Annotated in this window: 18 protein-coding genes and 1 pseudogene; 9 read left to right on the forward strand and 10 right to left on the reverse strand. The window is 69.2% G+C overall.

Annotated features, from left to right (window positions below; genetic code table 11):
- Positions 1–60: 60 nt before the first annotated feature.
- Together DXT68_RS00380 and DXT68_RS00385 are read right to left on the reverse strand one after the other, a co-directional pair.
- The gene (locus DXT68_RS00380; protein WP_045252587.1) at positions 61–1,065 is read right to left on the reverse strand and encodes an L-idonate 5-dehydrogenase; all 1,005 of its coding nucleotides are present in this window, start codon (positions 1,063–1,065) and stop codon (positions 61–63) included.
- Positions 1,062–2,594 (reverse strand): mannitol dehydrogenase family protein, encoded by a 1,533-nt coding sequence (locus tag DXT68_RS00385; protein WP_115760430.1) that lies wholly within the window; start codon positions 2,592–2,594, stop codon positions 1,062–1,064. The genes DXT68_RS00380 and DXT68_RS00385 overlap by 4 nt, the downstream gene beginning before the upstream one ends.
- A 151-nt stretch (positions 2,595–2,745) precedes the next feature.
- Between DXT68_RS00385 and DXT68_RS00390 the strand changes: the two genes are divergently transcribed.
- Together DXT68_RS00390 and DXT68_RS00395 are read left to right on the forward strand one after the other, a co-directional pair.
- A complete protein-coding gene (locus DXT68_RS00390) occupies positions 2,746–3,708 on the forward strand; it encodes a LacI family DNA-binding transcriptional regulator (RefSeq protein WP_045252605.1) in 963 nt (320 codons plus the stop codon).
- A gap of 3 nt (positions 3,709–3,711) precedes the next feature.
- Complete coding sequence (locus tag DXT68_RS00395; RefSeq protein WP_115760431.1) at positions 3,712–3,840, forward strand: type II toxin-antitoxin system RelE family toxin; 129 nt, start codon at positions 3,712–3,714, stop codon at positions 3,838–3,840.
- A gap of 20 nt (positions 3,841–3,860) precedes the next feature.
- Here DXT68_RS00395 and DXT68_RS00400 read toward each other — a convergent pair whose 3' ends face one another.
- Positions 3,861–4,487 carry a response regulator transcription factor gene (locus DXT68_RS00400; protein WP_045252588.1) on the reverse strand — a complete coding sequence of 209 codons (627 nt, stop codon included), beginning with the start codon at positions 4,485–4,487 and terminating at the stop codon, positions 3,861–3,863.
- Positions 4,484–5,668 carry a sensor histidine kinase gene (locus DXT68_RS00405; RefSeq protein ID WP_045252589.1) on the reverse strand — a complete coding sequence of 395 codons (1,185 nt, stop codon included), beginning with the start codon at positions 5,666–5,668 and terminating at the stop codon, positions 4,484–4,486. The genes DXT68_RS00400 and DXT68_RS00405 overlap by 4 nt, the downstream gene beginning before the upstream one ends.
- A gap of 164 nt (positions 5,669–5,832) precedes the next feature.
- Here DXT68_RS00405 and DXT68_RS00410 point away from each other — a divergent pair, with 164 nt between their 5' ends.
- Entirely contained in the window at positions 5,833–6,903 is a 1,071-nt protein-coding gene (locus DXT68_RS00410) for an FtsX-like permease family protein (protein ID WP_045252590.1), read from the forward strand.
- A complete protein-coding gene (locus DXT68_RS00415; protein ID WP_045252591.1) occupies positions 6,900–7,595 on the forward strand; it encodes an ABC transporter ATP-binding protein in 696 nt (231 codons plus the stop codon). The genes DXT68_RS00410 and DXT68_RS00415 overlap by 4 nt, the downstream gene beginning before the upstream one ends.
- A gap of 76 nt (positions 7,596–7,671) precedes the next feature.
- Here the strand turns inward: DXT68_RS00415 and DXT68_RS00420 are convergent, their stop codons facing one another.
- Positions 7,672–8,484 (reverse strand): shikimate 5-dehydrogenase, encoded by an 813-nt coding sequence (locus DXT68_RS00420; protein WP_082068759.1) that lies wholly within the window; start codon positions 8,482–8,484, stop codon positions 7,672–7,674.
- Between the two features lie 527 nt (positions 8,485–9,011).
- Between DXT68_RS00420 and DXT68_RS00425 the strand changes: the two genes are divergently transcribed.
- Positions 9,012–9,218, forward strand: coding sequence for a cold-shock protein (locus DXT68_RS00425; RefSeq protein WP_042540947.1), 207 nt, complete (start codon positions 9,012–9,014; stop codon positions 9,216–9,218).
- A 218-nt stretch (positions 9,219–9,436) separates the two neighbouring features.
- On the opposite strand, the gene DXT68_RS00430 is transcribed toward DXT68_RS00425, so the two are convergent.
- The gene (locus DXT68_RS00430) at positions 9,437–10,102 is read right to left on the reverse strand and encodes an HAD hydrolase-like protein (RefSeq protein ID WP_045252592.1); all 666 of its coding nucleotides are present in this window, start codon (positions 10,100–10,102) and stop codon (positions 9,437–9,439) included.
- A 63-nt stretch (positions 10,103–10,165) separates the two neighbouring features.
- Positions 10,166–10,861 carry an endonuclease NucS gene (gene nucS, locus DXT68_RS00435; protein WP_045252593.1) on the reverse strand — a complete coding sequence of 232 codons (696 nt, stop codon included), beginning with the start codon at positions 10,859–10,861 and terminating at the stop codon, positions 10,166–10,168.
- A 147-nt stretch (positions 10,862–11,008) separates the two neighbouring features.
- Here nucS and DXT68_RS00440 point away from each other — a divergent pair, with 147 nt between their 5' ends.
- Positions 11,009–11,368, forward strand: coding sequence for a hypothetical protein (locus DXT68_RS00440; protein ID WP_045252594.1), 360 nt, complete (start codon positions 11,009–11,011; stop codon positions 11,366–11,368).
- Positions 11,369–11,371: 3 nt separating this feature from the next.
- On the opposite strand, the gene DXT68_RS00445 is transcribed toward DXT68_RS00440, so the two are convergent.
- A complete protein-coding gene (locus DXT68_RS00445; RefSeq protein ID WP_045252595.1) occupies positions 11,372–12,619 on the reverse strand; it encodes an MFS transporter in 1,248 nt (415 codons plus the stop codon).
- A 59-nt stretch (positions 12,620–12,678) separates the two neighbouring features.
- Here DXT68_RS00445 and DXT68_RS00450 point away from each other — a divergent pair, with 59 nt between their 5' ends.
- Positions 12,679–13,740: a LacI family DNA-binding transcriptional regulator gene (locus DXT68_RS00450; protein ID WP_045252596.1), complete on the forward strand. Its 1,062-nt coding sequence runs from the start codon at positions 12,679–12,681 to the stop codon at positions 13,738–13,740.
- A gap of 5 nt (positions 13,741–13,745) precedes the next feature.
- Here the strand turns inward: DXT68_RS00450 and DXT68_RS00455 are convergent, their stop codons facing one another.
- The gene (locus tag DXT68_RS00455) at positions 13,746–15,245 is read right to left on the reverse strand and encodes a hypothetical protein (RefSeq protein ID WP_052677568.1); all 1,500 of its coding nucleotides are present in this window, start codon (positions 15,243–15,245) and stop codon (positions 13,746–13,748) included.
- Between the two features lie 51 nt (positions 15,246–15,296).
- Complete coding sequence (locus tag DXT68_RS00460; protein WP_045252598.1) at positions 15,297–15,623, reverse strand: L-rhamnose mutarotase; 327 nt, start codon at positions 15,621–15,623, stop codon at positions 15,297–15,299.
- Positions 15,624–15,887: 264 nt separating this feature from the next.
- Here DXT68_RS00460 and DXT68_RS00465 point away from each other — a divergent pair, with 264 nt between their 5' ends.
- Entirely contained in the window at positions 15,888–18,830 is a 2,943-nt protein-coding gene (locus DXT68_RS00465) for a Na+/H+ antiporter subunit A (RefSeq protein ID WP_045252599.1), read from the forward strand.
- Positions 18,830–19,339: pseudogene (locus DXT68_RS00470) on the forward strand (Na(+)/H(+) antiporter subunit C); the annotation flags it as partial. The gene DXT68_RS00465 and the pseudogene DXT68_RS00470, both read left to right, overlap by 1 nt.
- Between the last annotated feature and the right edge of the window lie 84 nt (positions 19,340–19,423).

Raw genomic sequence — 19,423 nt, forward strand, 5'->3', positions numbered from 1 at the left:
GGGAGGTACTCCTTCGGACCGGGAACAGGGGGGGTGCGCGGGGGCGCGGAGGGGGTGGGGCTAGAGGGACAGCAGGACCTTCGCCGAGGCGGACGAGTCACGAGCGAGCTCGAGAGCCTCGACGGCGTCGGATGCCGGGATGACGTGGGAGATGACGGAGTCGAGCGCGTCGGACTCGGCGAGCAGGGCGATCGCGTCGTCGATCTCGGTGGAGAAGCGGAATGCGCCGCGGATGGTGAGCTCCTTGGCGAGCATCGGAGCGAGGTTCACTCCGATGTCGGCGTTGGGGAGCATCCCGACCTGCACGATGGTGCCGGCGCGGCGGGCCGCGCGGACGGCCGAGGAGAGCGCGACTCCGACGCCGGAGCATTCGAAGACGACGTCGTACGATTCGTTCTCGATCGTGTCGCGACCGACGAGCGACACCTCGGTCGCGCCGAGCGCCTGCGAACGCTCGAGCGGCTCTTCGCGCACATCGCTGGCGCCCACGACGGATGCTCCGGCCTCGACCGCGGCGGCCACGACGAGCAGGCCGATGGGACCGGCTCCGATCACCAGCACGCGCGCGCCGGTGATGTCACCGGCGAGGCTCACGGCGTGGATCGCCACGGCCAGCGGCTCGGCGAGGGCTGCGCGCTCGAGCGGAAGGGATGCCGGCAGCACGCGGATCATGTGGTCTTCGACGATCAGCAGCTCGGATGCTCCGCCCTGACGGTGCGGGTCGGCCGCGGCGCTGCCGAGGTAGTCGCCGCCGGAGCGCAGGTGCGGACGGTCCTCGAGGCCGGGGACCTCGGGTCCGTAGCGGGCGGGGTGCACGGTCACGGGCGTGCCGGGTGCGAGGCGCCCGGACGGGTCGAGGTCGACGACGCCGGAGAGCTCGTGGCCCGGGGTCAGGGGCTCGCGGATCGTGTACTCGCCGTTGGCGCCGTGGAAGTAGTAGTGCAGGTCGGACCCGCAGATGCCGACGTAGTTCACACGGAGGCGCACCTCGCCCTCGCCGGGGGTCGGGACCTCGCGGTCCTCCCAGCGGATGTCTTCCTTGCCGTGGATGGCGAGAGACTTCATGGCTGCAGCTCCTCTGCGCTGATGGGTGATGGTGCGGTGGTCCGGGATGCCGAGACGGCATCCGCGATCGCGACGTCGACGCCGCGTCTCCGGATGATGTCGACGAGCTCGCCGACGCGGGCGATGAACGCATCCTGAGATCCGAGTCCATCACCGAACAGATGCAGGTCGCCGATCACGCGCTGTGCCAGCTCGCGACCGGTGCGTGCGCTCGCCGCGAATCCGGCGAGGCGCTCGCGGGCGCCGTCGGTCATCGCGGCGGCGTGCAGGCCGGGGTCGAACCCCGGCATCGGAGCGATGCACGAGAGGTAGCCGGCGACCGTCAGAGCGATCAGGTGCGGCATCTCGCCCTGTCCGAGCGCGAGCAGCGCCGGCTCGGGGATGCGCTGGCGCAGCTTGACCGATCCGTCGGTGCCGACCTGGCTGGTGCGGTGGCCCAGCGCGCTGTTGGCCCAGCGCTCGAACAGCTCGCTCTCGTAGGCGCGGATGTCGACGCCGGAGGGCACCTCGATCGAGGGCTCGTATTCGTCGCGCAGCACGGCGCGTGCGGCGCTCTCGATGCCCTCGAGTCCGATCGCCTCGGGGATCGTGGCCACTCCGCTCAGTGCGCCGAGGTAGGCGATGAGGGAGTGCGTGCCGTTGAGCAGCCGCACCTTCATCTGCTCGTAGCGTCCGACCTCGTCGGTGAAGACGGCGCCGCCGGCCTCCCACGCAGGGCGGCCGCCGGCGAAGCGGTCTTCGATCGCCCACATCGTGAACGGCTCGGCGGGCACGGGGATGTCGTCGCGGGCGCCGAGCAGGGTGCTGACGCGGTTGCGCAGCTCGGCGGTGGTCGACGGCACGATGCGGTCGACCATGCTGGAGGGGAACATCACGGCGCGGTCGAGGAACGCGAGCGCATCGGCGCCCTCGGAGCCGGGCAGCTCGCTGAGGAACTCCCGCACGAGCTTCTCGGTGTGCGCGCCGTTGGCCGACAGGTTGTCGCAGCTGAGGATCGAGAGGGGGGCACCGCCTGCGGCGGCTCTCGCCTGCAGCCCGCGTGCGAGCTGTCCGATGGTCGAACGGGGGGCACCGCCGCGGAGGTCGGCGCGCACGGTGTCGTCGTCTAGGTCGAGAGCCTGCGACGCGGGGGAGTAGCTGTAGCCGTTCTCGGTCACCGTCAGCGTCACGATGCGGATGCCGTCGTCGGCGATCTGTGCGACCACGCGCTCGGGCTGCTCGGCGCCGACGAAGGCGTCGGTGTGCACGCCGGGGATGGTGAGCGAGGTGCTGCCGGGCGCGATCGTCGCGACGGAGTAGAGCATGTCCTGGGCATGCATGGCGTCGACGATCGAGCGGGAATGCGAGGCGACGCCGATGATGCCCCAGTCGCCGCCGCCGGACTGCAGGGCGGATGCCGTGTAGACGGCCTGGTGTGCGCGGTGGAAGCTGCCGAGCCCGAGGTGCAGGATGCCTGCCGCGGTGGGGGCGACCAGGGGGGTTGCGGACGCAGAGGTGGTGCGGCGCAGGGCCGGTGCTGAAGTGCTCACGCGGTGGCTCCTTCGCTCGGGGCCGCGCACCGCTGAGGGTGATCGGCGTTGATCGTCATGAAAATCAGTGTGCAGTGTTTGTACAAACTTGTCAAGCCGTTTTACATCGGGGTTGGAGATCGTAGGATTGCTCCGAGGCTGGGAGGTGAACATGGCAGCGACGCTGACGGATGTCGCTCGGCGCGCCGGCGTGTCCATCGCGACCGCATCGCGTGCCTTCGGGGAGCCTGACCGCCTCGCCCCGAACACCCTCGGCCGCGTGCTCGAAGCGGCGGGAGAACTCGGGTACGCGGCGTCGCAATCGGCCACCGCGACGCGCACGTTCGGGGTCGTCGTTCCCGATGTTGCGAACCCCGTTTACGCCACGCTGCTCAAAGCGATCCAGGGGCAGGCGTGGCACGGACGCCACCGCATCGTGCTGTTCGACGCCGACGAGGACCTGCGCCGCGAACGCGACCAGATCGAGCAGGCGCGCAAGCTCGACGGGATGCTGCTGTGCAGCCCCCGTCTGCCCGACGCCGACGTGCTCGAGCTTGTCGGAGACACCCCGTACGTCATCGTCAACCGTCAGATCGACGGTGCGCCGTGCGTGCTCATGGACACCGAGCACGGGCCGTCGCAGGCCATCGAGCACCTCGCGGCTCTCGGGCACACGCATATCGCCTATGCCGCGGGACCCCGCGGTTCGTGGGCAGACGCGCGCCGCGCCGACACGGTCGCGCGGGCGTGCGAGCGCCACGGCATCCGCCTCACCGGACTCAGCCACCACGCCGCGTCGATCCAGGGCGGCCGGGCGGCCGCCGCGCCCGCCGCGGCGAGCGGCGCCACGGCTGTGATCGCCTATAACGACCTCGTCGCCCTCGGACTCGAAGCAGGCCTGCTCGAGCTCGGCAAGCGGTGCCCCGCCGACATCAGCATCGTCGGCATCGACGACATCGACCTCGCAGGCGCTGTGACCCCCGCACTGACCACGGTCCGGATGCCGATCGAGCGCAGCGGCGCGCTCGCCGTTGACCTGCTCCTCCAGGCGATGAACGGCACCGCCATCGACGACGTCGTGACCCTCGGGTCGCAGCTGATCGTGCGCGCATCGACCGCTGCTCCCGCCGCCTGACGGGTGCGTCCTCGCGACAACGCCCGGAGGATACGAGTCGGCGACTCTCGGGTTCTCTGCGAGGTCATCGATGAGCAGGTGCTCGTGACGGTCGTCCGTGTCGCGCATCGACGCGCCGTCTCCGACATCTGAGGTCCGCGACACACCGGGTGTCAGCGGAGGATGCCCTTCTGGCGCGCCGCCGAGACCGCGGCGGTGCGCGAGCTGACATCGAGCTTCGAGAAGATGTGCGCGAGATGCGACTTCACGGTCCGCTCGCTGACGAAGAGCAGGTCTGCCACCTCGCTGTTCGATCGCCCGGCGGCGACGAGTTCGAGCACCTCGATCTCGCGGCTGCTGAGGCTCACGCGCGGCGCGCGCATGCGATCCAGCAGACGGGAGGCGATCACGGGTGCGAGTGCGCTCTCTCCGGCGGCCGCTGCCCGCACGGCGGCGGTCAGCTCGTGCGGCGGCGCGTCCTTCAGCAGATAGCCGCTCGCGCCGGCCTCGACGGCGCCGAGGATGTCGGCATCCGAGTCGTAGTTGGTGAGCACGAGCACATAGGGCGGGGCCTCGAGCGCACGGATGCGTCGAGTCGCGTCCACACCCGTGGCCGGGGACTGGGCGCCGAACTGCAGGTCCATCAGCACCACGTCGGGATTCTCGCGCTCGGCGCACGCCACGGCCTCTTCGGGAGTGCCCGCCTCGGCGACCACCTCGAGATCCGCTTCGAGACTGAACAGGGCGGCGAGGCCCGCCCGGACGATGGGGTGATCGTCGGCGATGACGAGGCGGATCATGCGAACTCCGCCAGGGGCAGATCGACGGTGAGTGTCGTTCCTCGACCCGATGCGGTCTCGATATGGAGCCTGCCCCCCAGCTGCTGCACTCGCTCGGCGGTGGCGCGCAGGCCGAAGGAGTCGGACTTCCCGGCGGTCCCTGGTTCAGGAAGCTCCGCGTCGAATCCGGTTCCGTCGTCCTCGACGGTGAAGCGGAGGGCGTCGCCCTCGACGCCGATGGTGACCGTCGCCGTGGTCGCATGGGCGTGCTGGAGGACGTTGGCGATCGCCCCCTGCGTGATGCGCAGCAGTGCCGTCTGCAGATGCATCGGCAGCACGACCGTGTCGGACACGCGCACCTGCACGTCGAGTCCCTGCGTCGCCCACTGCGTGCGCGCCAGTCGACGCAGCGCCCCGCCGAGGGTCTGATCGTCGAGCTGGGGAGGCGTCAGCTCCCTGATGAATCGCCGCGCCTCGACGAGGTTCGCGGCGGCGGTCTCGCGGGCGAGGCGAATGTGCTCGATCCCCGGGCGCGTATCGTCGGCGCGTTCCGCGGCATGCAGCAGCATCTGGATGCTGGAGAGTCCTTGCGCGAGCGTGTCATGGATCTCGCGAGCGAGCCGCGCGCGTTCGGCGAGCACGCCTGATTCATGCTCCTGTGCAGCCAGTTGTCCACGGGTCGCGAGCAGTTCGGTGACCAGCGCTTCGCGCTGCTGGGCCTCCTTCGCCAGAGCCTGGTAGCCGAGGCCGATCAGCAGAGCGACGCCGGCGCCGACGAACGGACCGACGACGCCGCCGACGCTCCACCCGCCGTGGATGCCGAGTGCGCACACCGCGACGACCGTCGCCGCGAGGATGGCTGCGGATCCCATCCAACGCCCCAGCAGATGGAGGAACAGGAAGAACAGGGGAAAGACGAGGTAGGCGGCATCGGCGCTCACCCAGAGCAGGCAGAGCCACTCTGCGGAAAGAAGCGCCACCCAGATCAGTGACACCGGCCGTCGTCCGCGCGAGAGGCGAGCGAGCAGCATGCCCGAGGCGTAGGTCACGCCGACGATCAGCGCCAGCGCCGTCGCGGCGACGCTCGACTCCGACGGGTCGAGCACCGCGCGGGCGATGACGAGCCCCGTGAGGGCGAAGAAGAGAACGTGCAGACCCGTCCGCAGACCCACGAACACCGGGGTCAGAGCGGTATGCGCCATGGATCGAACTCTACGCCGGGGCACCGCGCGGCCGCATCGTCCGAAAGGACGATCGAGGCGTCCTCATCCTGGGCGCGAAAGCTCGTCCCCGTGGCGGATGACCGGGATGTCGCCCGCGGCGAAAGTGGAATGGTCGCCGCATCGGCGACAGGAAAGGCCACACCATGTTCGTCGCGTTACGCGATCTCCGCTTCGCCAAGGGGCGATTCATCCTCATCGCCTCGGTCGTCGCCCTCATCACCCTTCTCGTCGGGTTCCTCAGCGGGCTGACGGGCGGCCTCGCCATCCAGAACGTCTCGGCCGTGCTCGCGCTGCCCGGAGACAGGATCGTGTTCTCCTCGCCCTCGGGCGGAGATGCTGCGGCCAGTTTCGCCGACTCCGCGATCACCGAGCAGCAGGCGATCGACTGGGCGGCGACGGCCGGGGTGACCGACGCACGCCCCCTCGGAATCAGCCAGACCCGTGCCGAGACCGCCGACACCCGTGCTGCGATCGCGGTGTTCGGTGTCGAGCCGGGCTTCGACGCCGATGCGCCCTCTGCAGACGGTCGGCTGCGCCTGTCGGTGCCCGCCGCGGAGGCGCTCGCCGCGCAGGCCGGAGAGCAGATCGAGATCGCCGGCGTCTCCTACGACGTCGAGACGGTCGAGGGAGACGCGTGGTACAGCCACACCCCGGTCGTGCAGATGACCCTGCACGACTGGCAGGCGTATTCGGCATCCACCGGCAGTCCCGATGCCTACGCCACGGTCCTCGTCGTCTCGGGCGCCCCCGATGGGGATGCTGCGGACGCGGCGAACGACACGATCTCCGAGACGACCCTCGGATCGTTGACAGCACTGAGCGCCTTCCGCTCCGAGATCGGATCGCTCCTGCTGATGGTGGTCATGCTCTTCGGCATCTCGGGTCTCGTCATCGGTGCCTTCTTCACGGTCTGGACCATGCAGCGCAAGGGCGATGTCGCCGTCCTCAAGGCGCTCGGCGCGAGCACGCGATCCCTGATCCGGGATGCGCTGGGTCAAGCGCTGATCGTCCTTCTGGCCGGCATCGGAGTGGGGCTGGGGCTGGTCACCGTGCTGGGCCTGCTCGCCGGCACCGCTCTTCCGTTCCTGCTGAGCCCCGTCACGACCATCCTTCCGGGCGGGATCATGATCGCCCTCGGCCTCGCGGGCGCCGCTTTCGCCCTGCGATCCGTCACCTCCGCCGACCCTCTCACCGCACTCGGGAGCAACCGATGATCCGCCTGAACGACATCACCCTGACCTTTCCCGACGGCGACTCCCGCGTGACCGCCGTCGACGGTGTCTCCCTCACCGCCCACCCCGGAACGGTCACCGGCATCACGGGGCCCAGCGGCTCGGGCAAGTCGAGTCTGCTCGCCGTCGCCGGCACCCTCTTGCGTCCGGATTCCGGCGAGATCCTCATCGACGGGCATGACGTCACGGGGCTCAGCACGGCCGAGGCGACGCGTCTGCGGCGGGACCGGATCGGGATCGTCTTCCAGCAGCCCAACCTCATCCCGTCCTTGACCGCCCGCGAGCAGCTGAGCGTCATGAACGAGCTCGGTACTCCGCGCAATCGGCGCGGTCGCGCCGAGACGACCGCTCGCGCGGAGGAGCTGCTCTCGGCGGTCGGCCTCGCCGAGCACGCGCACAAGAGGCCGCACCAGCTCTCCGGCGGACAGCGTCAGCGCGTCAACATCGCTCGAGCGCTGATGAACGATCCGAGCGTGCTCCTGATCGACGAGCCCACCAGCGCTCTCGATCAGGAACGCGGGGCCGGCATCATCGATCTCATCCTGCGACTCACCGACGAACGGAACACATCCACGCTGCTGGTCACGCACGACCTCGTGCATCTCCCGCGCATGCACGGGGTGCTGCACCTCGTCGACGGTCAGGTCGTCGACGCCGCCGTTCCGACGCGCTGAGTCGGCATGGCTCGTCTGAGTTCTGCGTGAACGCGCACTCCCACCCCGCCGCTCACTGGGCCGCTCACTGGGCCGCTCACTGGGCCCGCATGAACTCCTCGGCAGCCTGCACCTGCTCGGCAGAGGGACGGATGCCGGTGTAGAGCACGAACTGCTCGAGCGCCTGCAGCGTCGCGACCTCGGCACCGGTGATGACCGTCTTGCCGGCCGCCCGGGCCGCGGTGATCAGCGGGGTCTCCGCGGGGAGGGCGACCACATCGAAGACCACCGATGCGGCGGCGATCTGCGCGTCGGTGAACGACACGGCGTGCTCGTCTGCACCTCCGGCCATGCCGATCGGGGTGATGTTGACGATCACGTCCGCGGTGACCGCCTCGGCATCCGCCGTCCAGTCGAAGCCGTACAGGTCGGCCAGGGCGCGACCGCGGCTCTCGTTGCGCGCGGCGACCGTGACACGGGTGGATCCGGCGTCGCGGAACGCCGCCGCGGTCGCCTTCGCCATCCCGCCGGATCCGCGCAGCAGGACGGATGCCGCCGGGTCGAGGTCGTTCTGCGCGATCAGCTGGGCGATCGCGCTGTAGTCGGTGTTGTACGCGGTGAGCACGCCGTCGTCGTTCACGATCGTGTTCACGGAGTCGATCGCGGTCGCTGACGGATCCATCCTGTCGACCAGCGCGATGACGTCCTCTTTATAGGGCATGGAGATCGCGCATCCGCGGATGCCGAGTCCGCGCACACCCGCGATCGCCTGGGCGAGATCGGTGGGGGCGAAGGCCTTGTAGATCCAGTTGAGCCCGAGCTCCTCGTAGAGGCGGTTGTGGAACCGGGTGCCGTTGTTGCTCGGGCGCGCCGAGAGCGAGATGCACAGCGTCATGTCCTTGTTCAGCATGGTCACCGCACCAGGCTACTCGCCGACGCTCCGCTCGAAATGCCGGGATGCAACCCCATGGCGAAGCCGCATCCTCTCCCTTATGGTGAAGATGCATGCACAGGGGATCGATCGTCTCCGTCTTCCCCAGAGACGGACTGCCTTCCCCAGAGGCAAGGCGATTCGTGCATGCGATTGGGCCCTCTCGAGCGGTTCTGTCCCCAACGGGCCGTTCGAGAGGGCCGCTATCGACGATCTCGGATGATTTTCGTTTTTGTCCCCCAAATGGGGGACAAACGGGTGCCGGAGGGGTTAGGCTGGAATCTGACGCACCCTCCGGTCGTCTTCGGCCCTCATCGCTCCCCCCGCGGTGAGGGCCACACCATTTTTCGGGCGGCTCCGCGCGCCCGGCGGATGACGGCCCCTGGCCTCTCTGCAACATTTGGGTTACGGGCTGATCTCGGGACTTCCGCTCAGCGCGTGCTCCACTAGCGTGGAGCACGTCGGGGCATCCTGCGTCGGCTTCTTTCCAGCAGAACAGGCAGTACATGAGCACCCAGGGCACGGTTAAGTGGTTCAACTCGGAGAAGGGCTTCGGCTTCATCTCCCCCGACGACGGCGGCGCTGACGTTTTCGCGCACTACTCCGCCATCGAATCATCCGGCTACCGCTCTCTCGAAGAGAACCAGCGAGTCGAGTTCGACGTGGCGCAGGGCCCCAAGGGCCTGCAGGCTGAGAACATCCGTCCGCTCTGAGAGCGGACGTCATAGAACTCCCCGACCGGGGGTTGCGATCCGTCGCGACCGCTCGGCGGGGAGTTCTGTGCTTTGTGGCCGGGATTCAGGTTTCCTCTCCCGCCCGAGGGCCTGGAGATTCCGCCCTCTCAGGAGGAGATCTGCCTGTCGGGAGGTTGCGTGCAGGTCGGGGCTCCTCCCTGGGGAGAGTTCTCCTCCCCAGGTGTCGAGCTCCGCGGTCAGTTCAGGAGCAGCGCGCGCAGTTCGGCGGCGGATGCTGCGCGGAAGGCCGCGTCATCGCCTTCGTGGGTGTCGCTGAAACCCCATTCGACGAAGATCACCGGGACGCCGTTCGCGTTGCCGCCCTCGACGTCGTGGTGACGATCGCCGATCAGCACCGGGCGTGACGCGTCTGCGCCACGCTCGGCGAGACGACGCAGCGCCTCGGCCACGATGTCGGTCTTCGAGGCGAGGGTCGATTCGTCGGGGGTGGCGCCGACGGTGGTGACGAAGTACGGGCGGAGTTCGAAGAAGTCGACGATCGCGTCGACCTGGATCTCGGGCTTCGAGCTCGCCGTCGCCTGAGGAACACCGGCGGCGTGCAGATCGCGGATGATCTCGGTCACGCCCGGGTACGTCGCGACGTCTGTCGTGTATCCGTCGGCCTTGCCCAGGGTGCGGTAGAAGGTCACGGCCTCGGCGGACTGCTCGGGGGTCATGCCGGCCTGCGCCTGGAAGGACTGGAACATCGGCGGGCCGATCCAGTGCACCAGCTCTTCCCTCGTCGGCGCGGGGTGTCCGAAGTGCGTGAGAGCGACGTTCAGACGGCGGAGGATTCCGACCGACGCGTCGGCGATCGTGCCGTCGACATCCCAGAGCACGCACGAATAGGGGGAAGAAGCCATGCCTTCCAGCCTATGGGCAGCGGGCGATGTGACCGACCGCGGTGAACATCTGTGCAGCTCACCTCAGAAGAGGCGCGGGATGCCGGACTCGATGCCCTTCATGTCGTCGTAGTCGAGCACGAGGCAGCGGATGCCGCGGTCCTCGGCGAGCACGCGAGCCTGCGGCTTGATCTCCTGCGCGGCGAAGACCCCCTGCACGGGTGCCAGGTGTGGATCGCGGCCGAGCAGCTCGAGGTATCTGGTCAACTGCTCGACGCCGTCGATGTCGCCACGACGCTTGATCTCGACGGCGATCGCGGCGCCGTCGGCATCCCGCACGAGAAGGTCGACAGGGCCGATCGCCGTCGGATACTCGCGACGGACGAGTGTCGCGCCGTCGGAGATGCGGTCGACCTGCTCGGCCAGAAGGCGCTGCAGGTCGGCTTCGACACCGTCCTTCTGCAGACCGGGGTCGATCCCGAGGTCGTGCTGGGTGTCGTGCAGGATCTCGTAGATCTGTACACGCAGGGCATCGCCGGTCTTCTTGTGCGTGACACGCCAGACCTCGGTGACCCCGGCGATGGACTCCTCTTCACCGGGCTCTTCGGAAGAGAGGGAGCACGGCGGGCTCATCCAGTTCAGCGGCTTGTAGCTGCCGCCGTCCGAGTGCACGAGCAGACTCCCGTCACCCTTGTGCACGAGAAGACGCGTGGCGAGGGGGAGGTGGGCATTGAGCCGCCCGGTGTAATCCACGGAGCAGCGGGCGATGACGAGACGCACCGTTCGAGCCTACTTCGTCGGACGCACTCCTCCTGCGGCGACGGGTTCGGTCGCCGGTGTTTCCCCATTCCCCGTGCCGTCGCTCTCCCCCGCGATCGTGCCGGACTGGATCCTGACATTCTGGGCGAGCAGAACGACGATGAGGAGATGACCGTGTCGATCGAGCTGGTGACGATGATCGTGACCGTCGCGTCCACGCTGCTGGGGCTGGCCGCCGGCTTCGGGTGGATGATCACGCGGATGGATGCGCGGTTCGAGAGTTTCGAGCAGCGTATGGATGCGCGGTTCGAGAGGGCGGAGCAGCGGATGGATGCGCGGTTCGAGAGGGCGGAGCAGCGGATGGATGCGCGGTTCGAGAGGGCGGAGCAGCGGATGGATGCGCGGTTCGAGAGGTCCGAGCAGCGTGCGGATTCGCGGTTCGACCGGTTGGAGACGGATATGGGCGAGGTGAAGACCGCGGTCGCGCGGCTCGAAGGCCCGACGCCGCACCTTCTCCTCTCGCGCTGACGCTCAGTCCTTCGTCGCGGCCACCGACGCCTGCGACATCTCGTCTTTGCGCAGCGGACGTGCGGCGCCCGAGAACAGACCGGACATGACGACGAGGGCGACGACGATGAAGAGGGTGTTCAGCAGGCCGATGTGCTCGCTGATGAAACCGAGGACCGGCGGGCCCCCGAGGAAGGCGATGTAGCCGATCGTCGCCGCGGCGCTCACCCGCGCGGCCGCCTTCGCCGGGTCGTCGGCGGCGGCGGACATTCCCAGCGGGAACCCGAGCGAGGCGCCGACGCCCCACAGCGCCGCTCCCACGAACACCAGCGGCAGACTCGGCGCGAGGATGAACAGCAGGATGCCGGATGCCGCGGCCACCGCGAGGATGCGCAGCACCGCCACGCGGCCGAAACGGTCGACGAGGGGTCCGCCGAAGACGCGCACCACGGTCATGGCGACCGAGAAGGTGGCGAGGGCGGCTGCGCCGAGGGCCGTGCCCCCGCCGTGGTCCTCGGCGACGCCGAGTGCGAGCCAGTCGTTGGCCCCGCCCTCGGCGAACGACATCCCGAGCATGACCACGCCGATCGCGTAGGTGCGCGGTTCGCGCCAGGCCGACATCGCGACATGCATCCGCTCGCGCCAGCGGCCCTTCTCGCCGTCGTCGTCGATCGGGTCGAGCGTCTCCTGCCGCCGCGGGACGTGGACGATGCTGACGACACCGATCGAGGCGATCAGCACCGCGATGACCAGGGTGTGCGTGAAGACGTCGACGCGCAGCTGCGCGGCGAGAGCTCCGAGCCCCGCACCGATCACGGTTCCGAAGCTGAAGAAGGCGTGGAACAGCGGAAGGATCGTCTTTCCCGAGTGCTGCTCGATGGCGGTGGCCTCGACGTTCATCATCACGTCGACGCATCCGTTGCCGAGGCCGAAGAGCACCAGCCCGATCAGCACCACCGAATAGGAGCCGACCACATTCGTGCCGATGCCGATCAGCGCGACACCCGACGCGAAGGTGAAGATCGACACCATCATGCCGAGGCGTGCACCGGTGCGCGCCACGATCGCGGGGCTCGTCGAGATTCCGATGATCGAGGCGATCCCCGCGCCGAGCAGCAGCATGCCGACCTGCGCCTTGTCGACATCGAGCGCGAGCTTGATGTCGGGGACGCGCGATGCCCAGGTGGCGATCGACAGACCGCTGGCGAGGAAGATCGCGAAGATCGCCGTGCGCCAGCGCACGTACTGCGACCGGGAGAGAGCCGTGTTCATCCGGTCAGCATATCGAATCGATTCGATCCCGCGGAACCCGGGGGAGCTATCCTCGGAGTATGACCAGTCACGACACCCCGCGCCGCGCGACGATCGCTGATGTCGCCCGCGCGGCAGGGGTGGCCACGTCGACGGCATCCGTCGTCTTCAGCGGCAAGGCGAGCGTGGCCGCCGCCACCCGCGAGCGCGTGCTCGCCGCGGCGGCCGACCTGGGCTATGCGGGTCCCGACCCTCGTGCGGCCTCGCTGCGTCGGGGACGCAGCGGCATCGTCGCGGTCGTGCTCGAGGGGCACCTGCGCGCCGCGTTCCTCGATCCGGTGACCACCGCCATGATGGACGGCCTGACCGACGGACTCGCGGATCTGAGTGCCGGCATCCTGCTCATGCGCGACGACCCGGGCGACGACGGCTCCCCCCTCTCGAACGCGCCGGTCGATGCGGTCGTGCTGATCGGCTGCTCGGGGCGCACGAAGGCATCGCTCGACATCGTGCGCAGCCGTGGCCTGCCCGTCGTGGTGATCGAGGGTGACGCGGGTGAGGGGATCCCGAGGATCACCCTCGACAACACCGCCGCCGCCGCAGATGTCGCTCGACACCTGTACGACCTCGGACACCGCGAGGTCGCCCTGGTCACCCTGCCGCTCGACACCCGGGGCGAGCGAGCGCCGGTGACGCAGGAGCGCATCGACACCGCGACGGTCGAGGTCACGGTCGATCGACTCGCCGGCATGCGGGAGGTGTTCCCGACGGCTCCCGCGATCTCGACGGGCAGCAGCCTGATCGACGAGGGGCTGCTCGCCGGTCGGACTCTGCTCGCGGACCCGGCCACGCGACCGACGGCGATCCTCGCGCAGAGCGACTTGATCGCGGTCGGTGTCATCCGAGCGGCGGAAGAGCTCGGACTGCGCGTGCCCGAGGATCTCTCGGTGGCCGGGTTCGACGGGATCGCCGCCGACGGCCTCGGCGATCTCGTGCTCACGACGAGCGTGCAGCCGGCTGTCGAGAAGGGGCGTGCGGCCGGCGAGCAGGTCGCCCGGATGCTGCAGGGCGAGCCCGGACTCACCCTTCACCTGACGTGCCGCTTCCGCGAAGGCACGACCACGGCGCCCCCGTCGCGCTGACCCGGTCAGCTGTGCGCGGGACCGATCGGCAGGAGGGACGTCCCGAAGTCGCGGATCGAGTAGCGCCCGCAGTCGATGATGTCGGTCGGCACGACCGACTGCGGGAGCTCCCATGGCACCGTCTGGGAGTCCTCGACGAGGAACGACACCTCGCCGACATCGGCGTCGTGGCGGTTGACGAGCCACGCGTAGGCGTTCAGCCGGTGATCCACCTGCACCAGCTGCGACGGATCCTCGAGATGCAGCTTCGGCAGGCGGACGGTCCAGAACTGCCCGGCTCCGGTGCGACCGGACGCATCGACCCAGTCGGTGACGCACGCGAGGTCGGCATCGGGTGCGGAGGCTGCGGCGACGATCCGCGGCAGACTGACCGCGCCCCCCACCAGCAGCACGACGCCGGCGACGGCGGCGGTGCGACGGCGCAGATCCGCAGGCACCCGGAGAGTCTTCGGCGACGCCACGAGCGCGAGCACCGGGGCGAACGCGAGGGGCTGGAGATAGCGCGTCGCATGAGTGCCGAGCGCGACGGCTCCGACGACGACCAGCAGAGGCATCGCCCAGGCCGAGATCGCGACGAGACGTTCACCGAGATCGGATGACCGCATGGTGCGCACGACCGCGAGGGCCAGCAGCGCGCCGGTGATCAGCAGGCCCACGAGCCCCGAGGGAGAGGCGATCCGGTCGCCGAGCAGACCTGCGTAGTACTCCGCGGAGTCGCGCCAATGGCTCGGCTGCGCATACCCCGCGCCCGTGTTGGCGATCCATGCCGCGAACGGAATACGGGCGAGCATTCCCGCTGCCGCCGCTCCGAGGAGCACTGCCGAGAGCATCAGGATGCGGGTGCGCAGCGGTGCGCGGACGCCGAGGACACCGAGTACGAGCACCACAGGCACGACACCCCACGCGAGGAAGAGAGGATTCGAGAACGTCGACACCAGCACGACGACGGCGAGGGCGACGACCATGGCCGGGCTGCGCGATTCGCGGTCGAGGATGCGACGCACGAGCCCGACCGCGAGCACGACCGCGACGACGGTCGCCGCGTAGTACGTGGTGGTCGCCTGCAGCGAGGCGAGCTCGAGAGCCTCCCGCGACGATGAGACCTCGGTCATCGCCGAGGCGCCGAAAGCTCCCAGGGCGATCAGTGACCATGCGACCGGGGCGTGCCCCGGGCGGGAGCGTCCGGCGACCAGGCGGATCGCGCCGTACAGCGCGAGGAGATTCACCACCGCACTCGCCGCGAGGACTCCGTTCGTGTCGAGAGGCAGCACGACGTCCAGCGCGGTGAACGCGGCGGACTCCGGCACGAACAGCACGCTCGACATCGCCCAGTCGAGCGGCTGTCCGGAGAGCACGGAACGCGCGAGCATCGCGACGACCAGGGAGTCGCCGTCGCGGAACAGCAGCTCGGCGCGAGGGGAGCCCGCGACCGCGCCGACGCCGATCAGCGCGATGGCCGCAGCGAGGATCCACCCCGACAGCTCCCGCATCCACACCCGTGTCACGGGGCTACTCTGTCACGCGCTCCGGCAGCTCACCTGCCCGCCGCCGGGATCTCAGGAGACCTGCGTGCGCAGATCCCAGACCTCCTCGAGCGGCGCCGTGCCCTCGTTCCCGTCGGCATCGCGGAACACCTCGACGAACCGGCCGATGTCGGCCTGCCACGCGTGATCTGCAGGGTCGTCCTGCAGCGCGGCGACCGCGGCATCCCAGTCCTCGCAGTCGACGAGGTGGAAGAGACGGTGGCCGGAGCGCCAGATCGTCCAGTCGCGGATGCCGATGCGAGCGAACGTCGCGGCGAGGGCATCCGGAATGCGGACGTGAGCGGAGCGGTAGTCGTCGATCGCGCCGTCGCGGATCTCGGAGTGCAGGGCGATGCGCATGAGGGCCTCTCATCGATGCGGGTGTCGGGTCGGAACGGTCGGTGCCGGACCCAGGGTCACGGCGTCGGCCACCTCGACCAGGATCGCATCCGCAGACGGATCTCGAACAGGGCAGATTGCCCGGGATAACGGCGTGAAGCGGCCATTTGTGCGACCTGGACGCGGAATATGCGGACCGAAAGGGCCAAAACACCAGGTAAACTCGGTATAGACACCCGCCCGCCTGTGCCGTATCCGGCCGACGAGCTTCGAGGAGCCGCGTATATGCTGACGTTCCTCGCCGTGTTCCTCCTCGGGTCGATCCTGATGCCCGTTCTGGTGCGCTGGCTGGGATCGCAGGCATTCGCCGTCGCAGCCGTCATCCCCGCCGCGGCCTTCGTGCACGCCCTCGTCGTCACCCCTCAGGTGCTCGACGGCGCCGCACCCTTCGCATCGATCGCCTGGATCCCGCAGCTCGGACTCGATCTGTCGATGCACATGGACGTGCTCGGATGGGTCCTCACCCTGATCGTGACGGGCGTCGGCGCGCTCGTGCTGCTCTACTGCCGCTGGTACTTCCACGACGACTCCGCGGGAATCGGCCAGTTCGCCGGCGTCCTGCTCGGATTCGCCGGAGCGATGTACGGACTCGTCCTCACCGACGACCTGGTCATGCTGGTCATGTTCTGGGAGGTGACCAGCATCCTCTCCTACCTCCTGATCGGCCACTACCGGCGTCGTGCGGCCAGCCGTCGAGCGGCACTGCAGGCACTCCTGGTCACCACGCTCGGCGGGCTGGTGATGTTCGTCGGCGTCGTGCTGCTCGTGGTCGACGCCGGCACCTCCAGCATCCACGAGATCCTCGAGCTCGCCCCCACCGGGCCGGTCGTCGACGCCGCCGTCGTGATGCTCCTCATCGGTGCGATCAGCAAGTCCGCGCTGTTCCCGTTCCACTTCTGGCTGCCGGGTGCGATGGCCGCACCGACTCCGGTCAGCGCCTACCTGCACGCCGCGGCGATGGTGAAGGCAGGCATCTATCTGATCGCGCGCTTCGCGCCGATCTTCGCCTTCACCGGACCGTGGCGGCCGATCATCATCTCGCTGGGTGTGGTCACCATGCTGCTCGGCGGCATCCAGGCGCTGCGCGAGACCGACCTCAAGCGCATCCTCGCGTTCGGCACCGTGAGTCAGCTCGGGTTCTTCGCCGTCGTCGTCGGTTACGGGACCCAGGCGAGCGCGCTCGCCGGACTCGCCCTGGTCATGGGTCACGCGCTGTTCAAGTCGGCGCTGTTCCTGATCGTCGGGGTCATCGACCGGCAGCTGTCCACGCGTGACATCGACGAGCTCAGCGGAGTGGGGCGACAGGCCCCGGTCATGGCCACGGCGGCGTTCATCTCGATCGCCTCGATGGCGGGAATCGCCCCCACGATCGGATTCGTCGCGAAGGAGTCGACGCTCACCGCGCTGCTCGACGACGCGCTGCACGGATCTCCATGGGGACTCGTGGCCATCATCGGCGTGAGCATCGGCTCCATGCTCACCGCGGCATACGGCATCCGCTTCCTGTGGGGAGCGTTCTGGACCAAGCGCGACGACGCCGGCGCCCGCCGGCAGGACACCGCCTGGCCCGACCCTCCCGTCGGCTTCCTCTCGGCGCCGATCATCCTCGCGGGCGTCACGCTCGCGGCAGGAATCGGCGCTCCCGCGCTCGATGTGGCGCTGCAGGGATACGCGGTCACCGCGACGCCGGGACTCGACGCCGCGGGCGATGCGGTCGAAGGGCCAGGACACCTCGCGCTCTGGCACGGCTTCGAGCCCGCCCTGGGCATCTCCATCCTGTCGATCCTGCTCGGCGCCGGCCTCTTCCTGCTCAGCATCCGCACCAAGTGGGACCGCAAGCCGCGCCTGATCCCCTTCACCGCGGCCGACGTCTACTACCTGGTGATGCGCGGCGTCGACCGGCTCTCGGTGCTGAGCACCACCCTCACCCAGCGCGGATCGCTGCCGGTCTACGTCGGAACGATCTTCGTGGTGTTCGTCGCGGCCGAGATCACCGCCCTCGTGGCCACCGACATCGACCGCCTGCAGCTCTCGGCCTGGCACACCCCGGTGCAGCTCGTCGTCGCGCCGATGATGGCGGCCGCCGGAGTGATGGCCGTGCGCGCGCAGAAGCGGTACACGGGTGTCGTGCTCGTCTCGATCACCGGTCTCGGCATGGTCGTGCTGTTCGCGACCAGCGGTGCTCCCGACCTCGCTCTCACGCAGATCCTCGTCGAGACCGTGACGATGGTCACCTTCGCCCTCGTGCTGCGTCGTCTGCCGGCGCGGATGGGCGAGCACAACGCCTCCGTCGGCCGCATCCCCCGCGCCCTGCTCGGCGTCGGGGTGGGTCTGACGATGGCGCTGGTGGCGATCGTGGCGACGCAGTCGCGGGTCGCCGACCCGATCTCCGAGATGTTCCCGCAGCTCGCGTACGACATCGGGCACGGCAAGAACGTCGTCAACGTGGCCCTCGTCGACCTGCGCGGCTGGGACACGATGGGCGAGCTGTCGGTGCTCGTGCTCGCCGCGACCGGAGTGGCGTCGCTCGTGTTCGTCACGCACCGCGCCGACATGCTCGCGGCGACCAAGACCCTCCCGAAGGCGCGCCGCCGCCGCACCCTCAGCCGCCCGCTCGTCGAGACGACCGAGGGTGTGCGCTTCCAGACGTCCGAGAACGAGAGCAGCCCGCGGGCGTGGCTCGTCGGCGGTCAGAAGATGCGGCCCGAGAACAGGTCGATCCTGCTCGAGGTCATCGTCCGCGTCCTCTTCCACACGATCATCGTCGTGTCGATCTTCCTGCTGTTCTCCGGTCACAATCTGCCGGGAGGCGGTTTCGCGGGCGGTCTCGTCGCCGGCATGGCGCTCGTCATGCGCTACGTCGCGGGCGGTCGCTGGGAGCTCGGGGCCGCAGCGCCGACGGACGCGGGACGTCTGCTCGGCACCGGCCTGATCCTCGCCGTCGGAACCGCGGTCGTGCCGTTGTTCTTCGGTCTCGCGCCCCTCACCAGCAACTTCTGGGAGTGGGAGATCCCCGGTATCGGGCACATGGAGTTCGTGACCTCGACCATCTTCGACGTCGGTGTGTACCTGGTCGTCATCGGGCTGGTGCTCGACGTGCTGCGCAGCCTCGGTGCCGAGGTCGACCGCCAGGCCCAGGAGTTCCGTGAGCGGGGGGTGAGCATCTGATGGATGTCTCGCTGACCCTGATCGTGATCATGGCCGTGCTGTTCGCCTGCGGCGTCTACGCGATGCTCGAGCGCAGCCTCACCCGCGTGCTGATCGGATTCCTGCTGCTCGGCAACGCCACGAACCTGCTGCTGCTCATCGTGATGGGCGTGCCGGGCAATGCTCCCTTCTTCGGCACCGAGGGCGAGCTGAGCGACCCCCTGCCGCAGGCGCTGACGCTCACCGCCATCGTGATCACCTTCGCGGTCTCGGCGTTCCTGCTCGCCCTGATCTACCGCTCCTGGCAGCTCGGTCAGGCCGACACGGTCGAGGACGACGAGGCCGACATCGCGCTCCGCGAGCGCACCGATGCCGACGAAGACCTCATGGACGACGAGGCCGACGCCGACGACGACTCCGCGACCACCGACTTCGTCGGCGTGCAGACCGCCCCCATCACGGTGCTGCACATGCGCGACCACCCGGCGATCCACGATGACGCCCCCGTCGATCGGGCCTACGCATCGCAGGCTCCCCGCGACGAGGGAGCCTCGGTCGAGGGCGATGACGGGGCCCCCTCCGAGGGCGGCCACGACGCCGAGCGCGAGTCCTCG

This window comes from Microbacterium foliorum, from assembly GCF_003367705.1.
Classification (GTDB): Bacteria; Actinomycetota; Actinomycetes; order Actinomycetales; family Microbacteriaceae; genus Microbacterium; species Microbacterium foliorum.

Coding starts and splice junctions, on each gene's coding strand:
- DXT68_RS00380 (WP_045252587.1), bottom strand. CDS start 1,065: ATGAAGTCTCTCGCCATCCACGGCAAGGAAGACATCCGCTGGGAGGAC.
- DXT68_RS00390 (WP_045252605.1), top strand. CDS start 2,746: ATGGCAGCGACGCTGACGGATGTCGCTCGGCGCGCCGGCGTGTCCATC.
- DXT68_RS00400 (WP_045252588.1), bottom strand. CDS start 4,487: ATGATCCGCCTCGTCATCGCCGACGATCACCCCATCGTCCGGGCGGGC.
- DXT68_RS00405 (WP_045252589.1), bottom strand. CDS start 5,668: ATGGCGCATACCGCTCTGACCCCGGTGTTCGTGGGTCTGCGGACGGGT.
- DXT68_RS00410 (WP_045252590.1), top strand. CDS start 5,833: ATGTTCGTCGCGTTACGCGATCTCCGCTTCGCCAAGGGGCGATTCATC.
- DXT68_RS00415 (WP_045252591.1), top strand. CDS start 6,900: ATGATCCGCCTGAACGACATCACCCTGACCTTTCCCGACGGCGACTCC.
- DXT68_RS00420 (WP_082068759.1), bottom strand. CDS start 8,484: ATGCTGAACAAGGACATGACGCTGTGCATCTCGCTCTCGGCGCGCCCG.
- DXT68_RS00425 (WP_042540947.1), top strand. CDS start 9,012: ATGAGCACCCAGGGCACGGTTAAGTGGTTCAACTCGGAGAAGGGCTTC.
- DXT68_RS00430 (WP_045252592.1), bottom strand. CDS start 10,102: ATGGCTTCTTCCCCCTATTCGTGCGTGCTCTGGGATGTCGACGGCACG.
- DXT68_RS00440 (WP_045252594.1), top strand. CDS start 11,009: ATGACCGTGTCGATCGAGCTGGTGACGATGATCGTGACCGTCGCGTCC.
- DXT68_RS00445 (WP_045252595.1), bottom strand. CDS start 12,619: ATGAACACGGCTCTCTCCCGGTCGCAGTACGTGCGCTGGCGCACGGCG.
- DXT68_RS00450 (WP_045252596.1), top strand. CDS start 12,679: ATGACCAGTCACGACACCCCGCGCCGCGCGACGATCGCTGATGTCGCC.
- DXT68_RS00460 (WP_045252598.1), bottom strand. CDS start 15,623: ATGCGCATCGCCCTGCACTCCGAGATCCGCGACGGCGCGATCGACGAC.
- DXT68_RS00465 (WP_045252599.1), top strand. CDS start 15,888: ATGCTGACGTTCCTCGCCGTGTTCCTCCTCGGGTCGATCCTGATGCCC.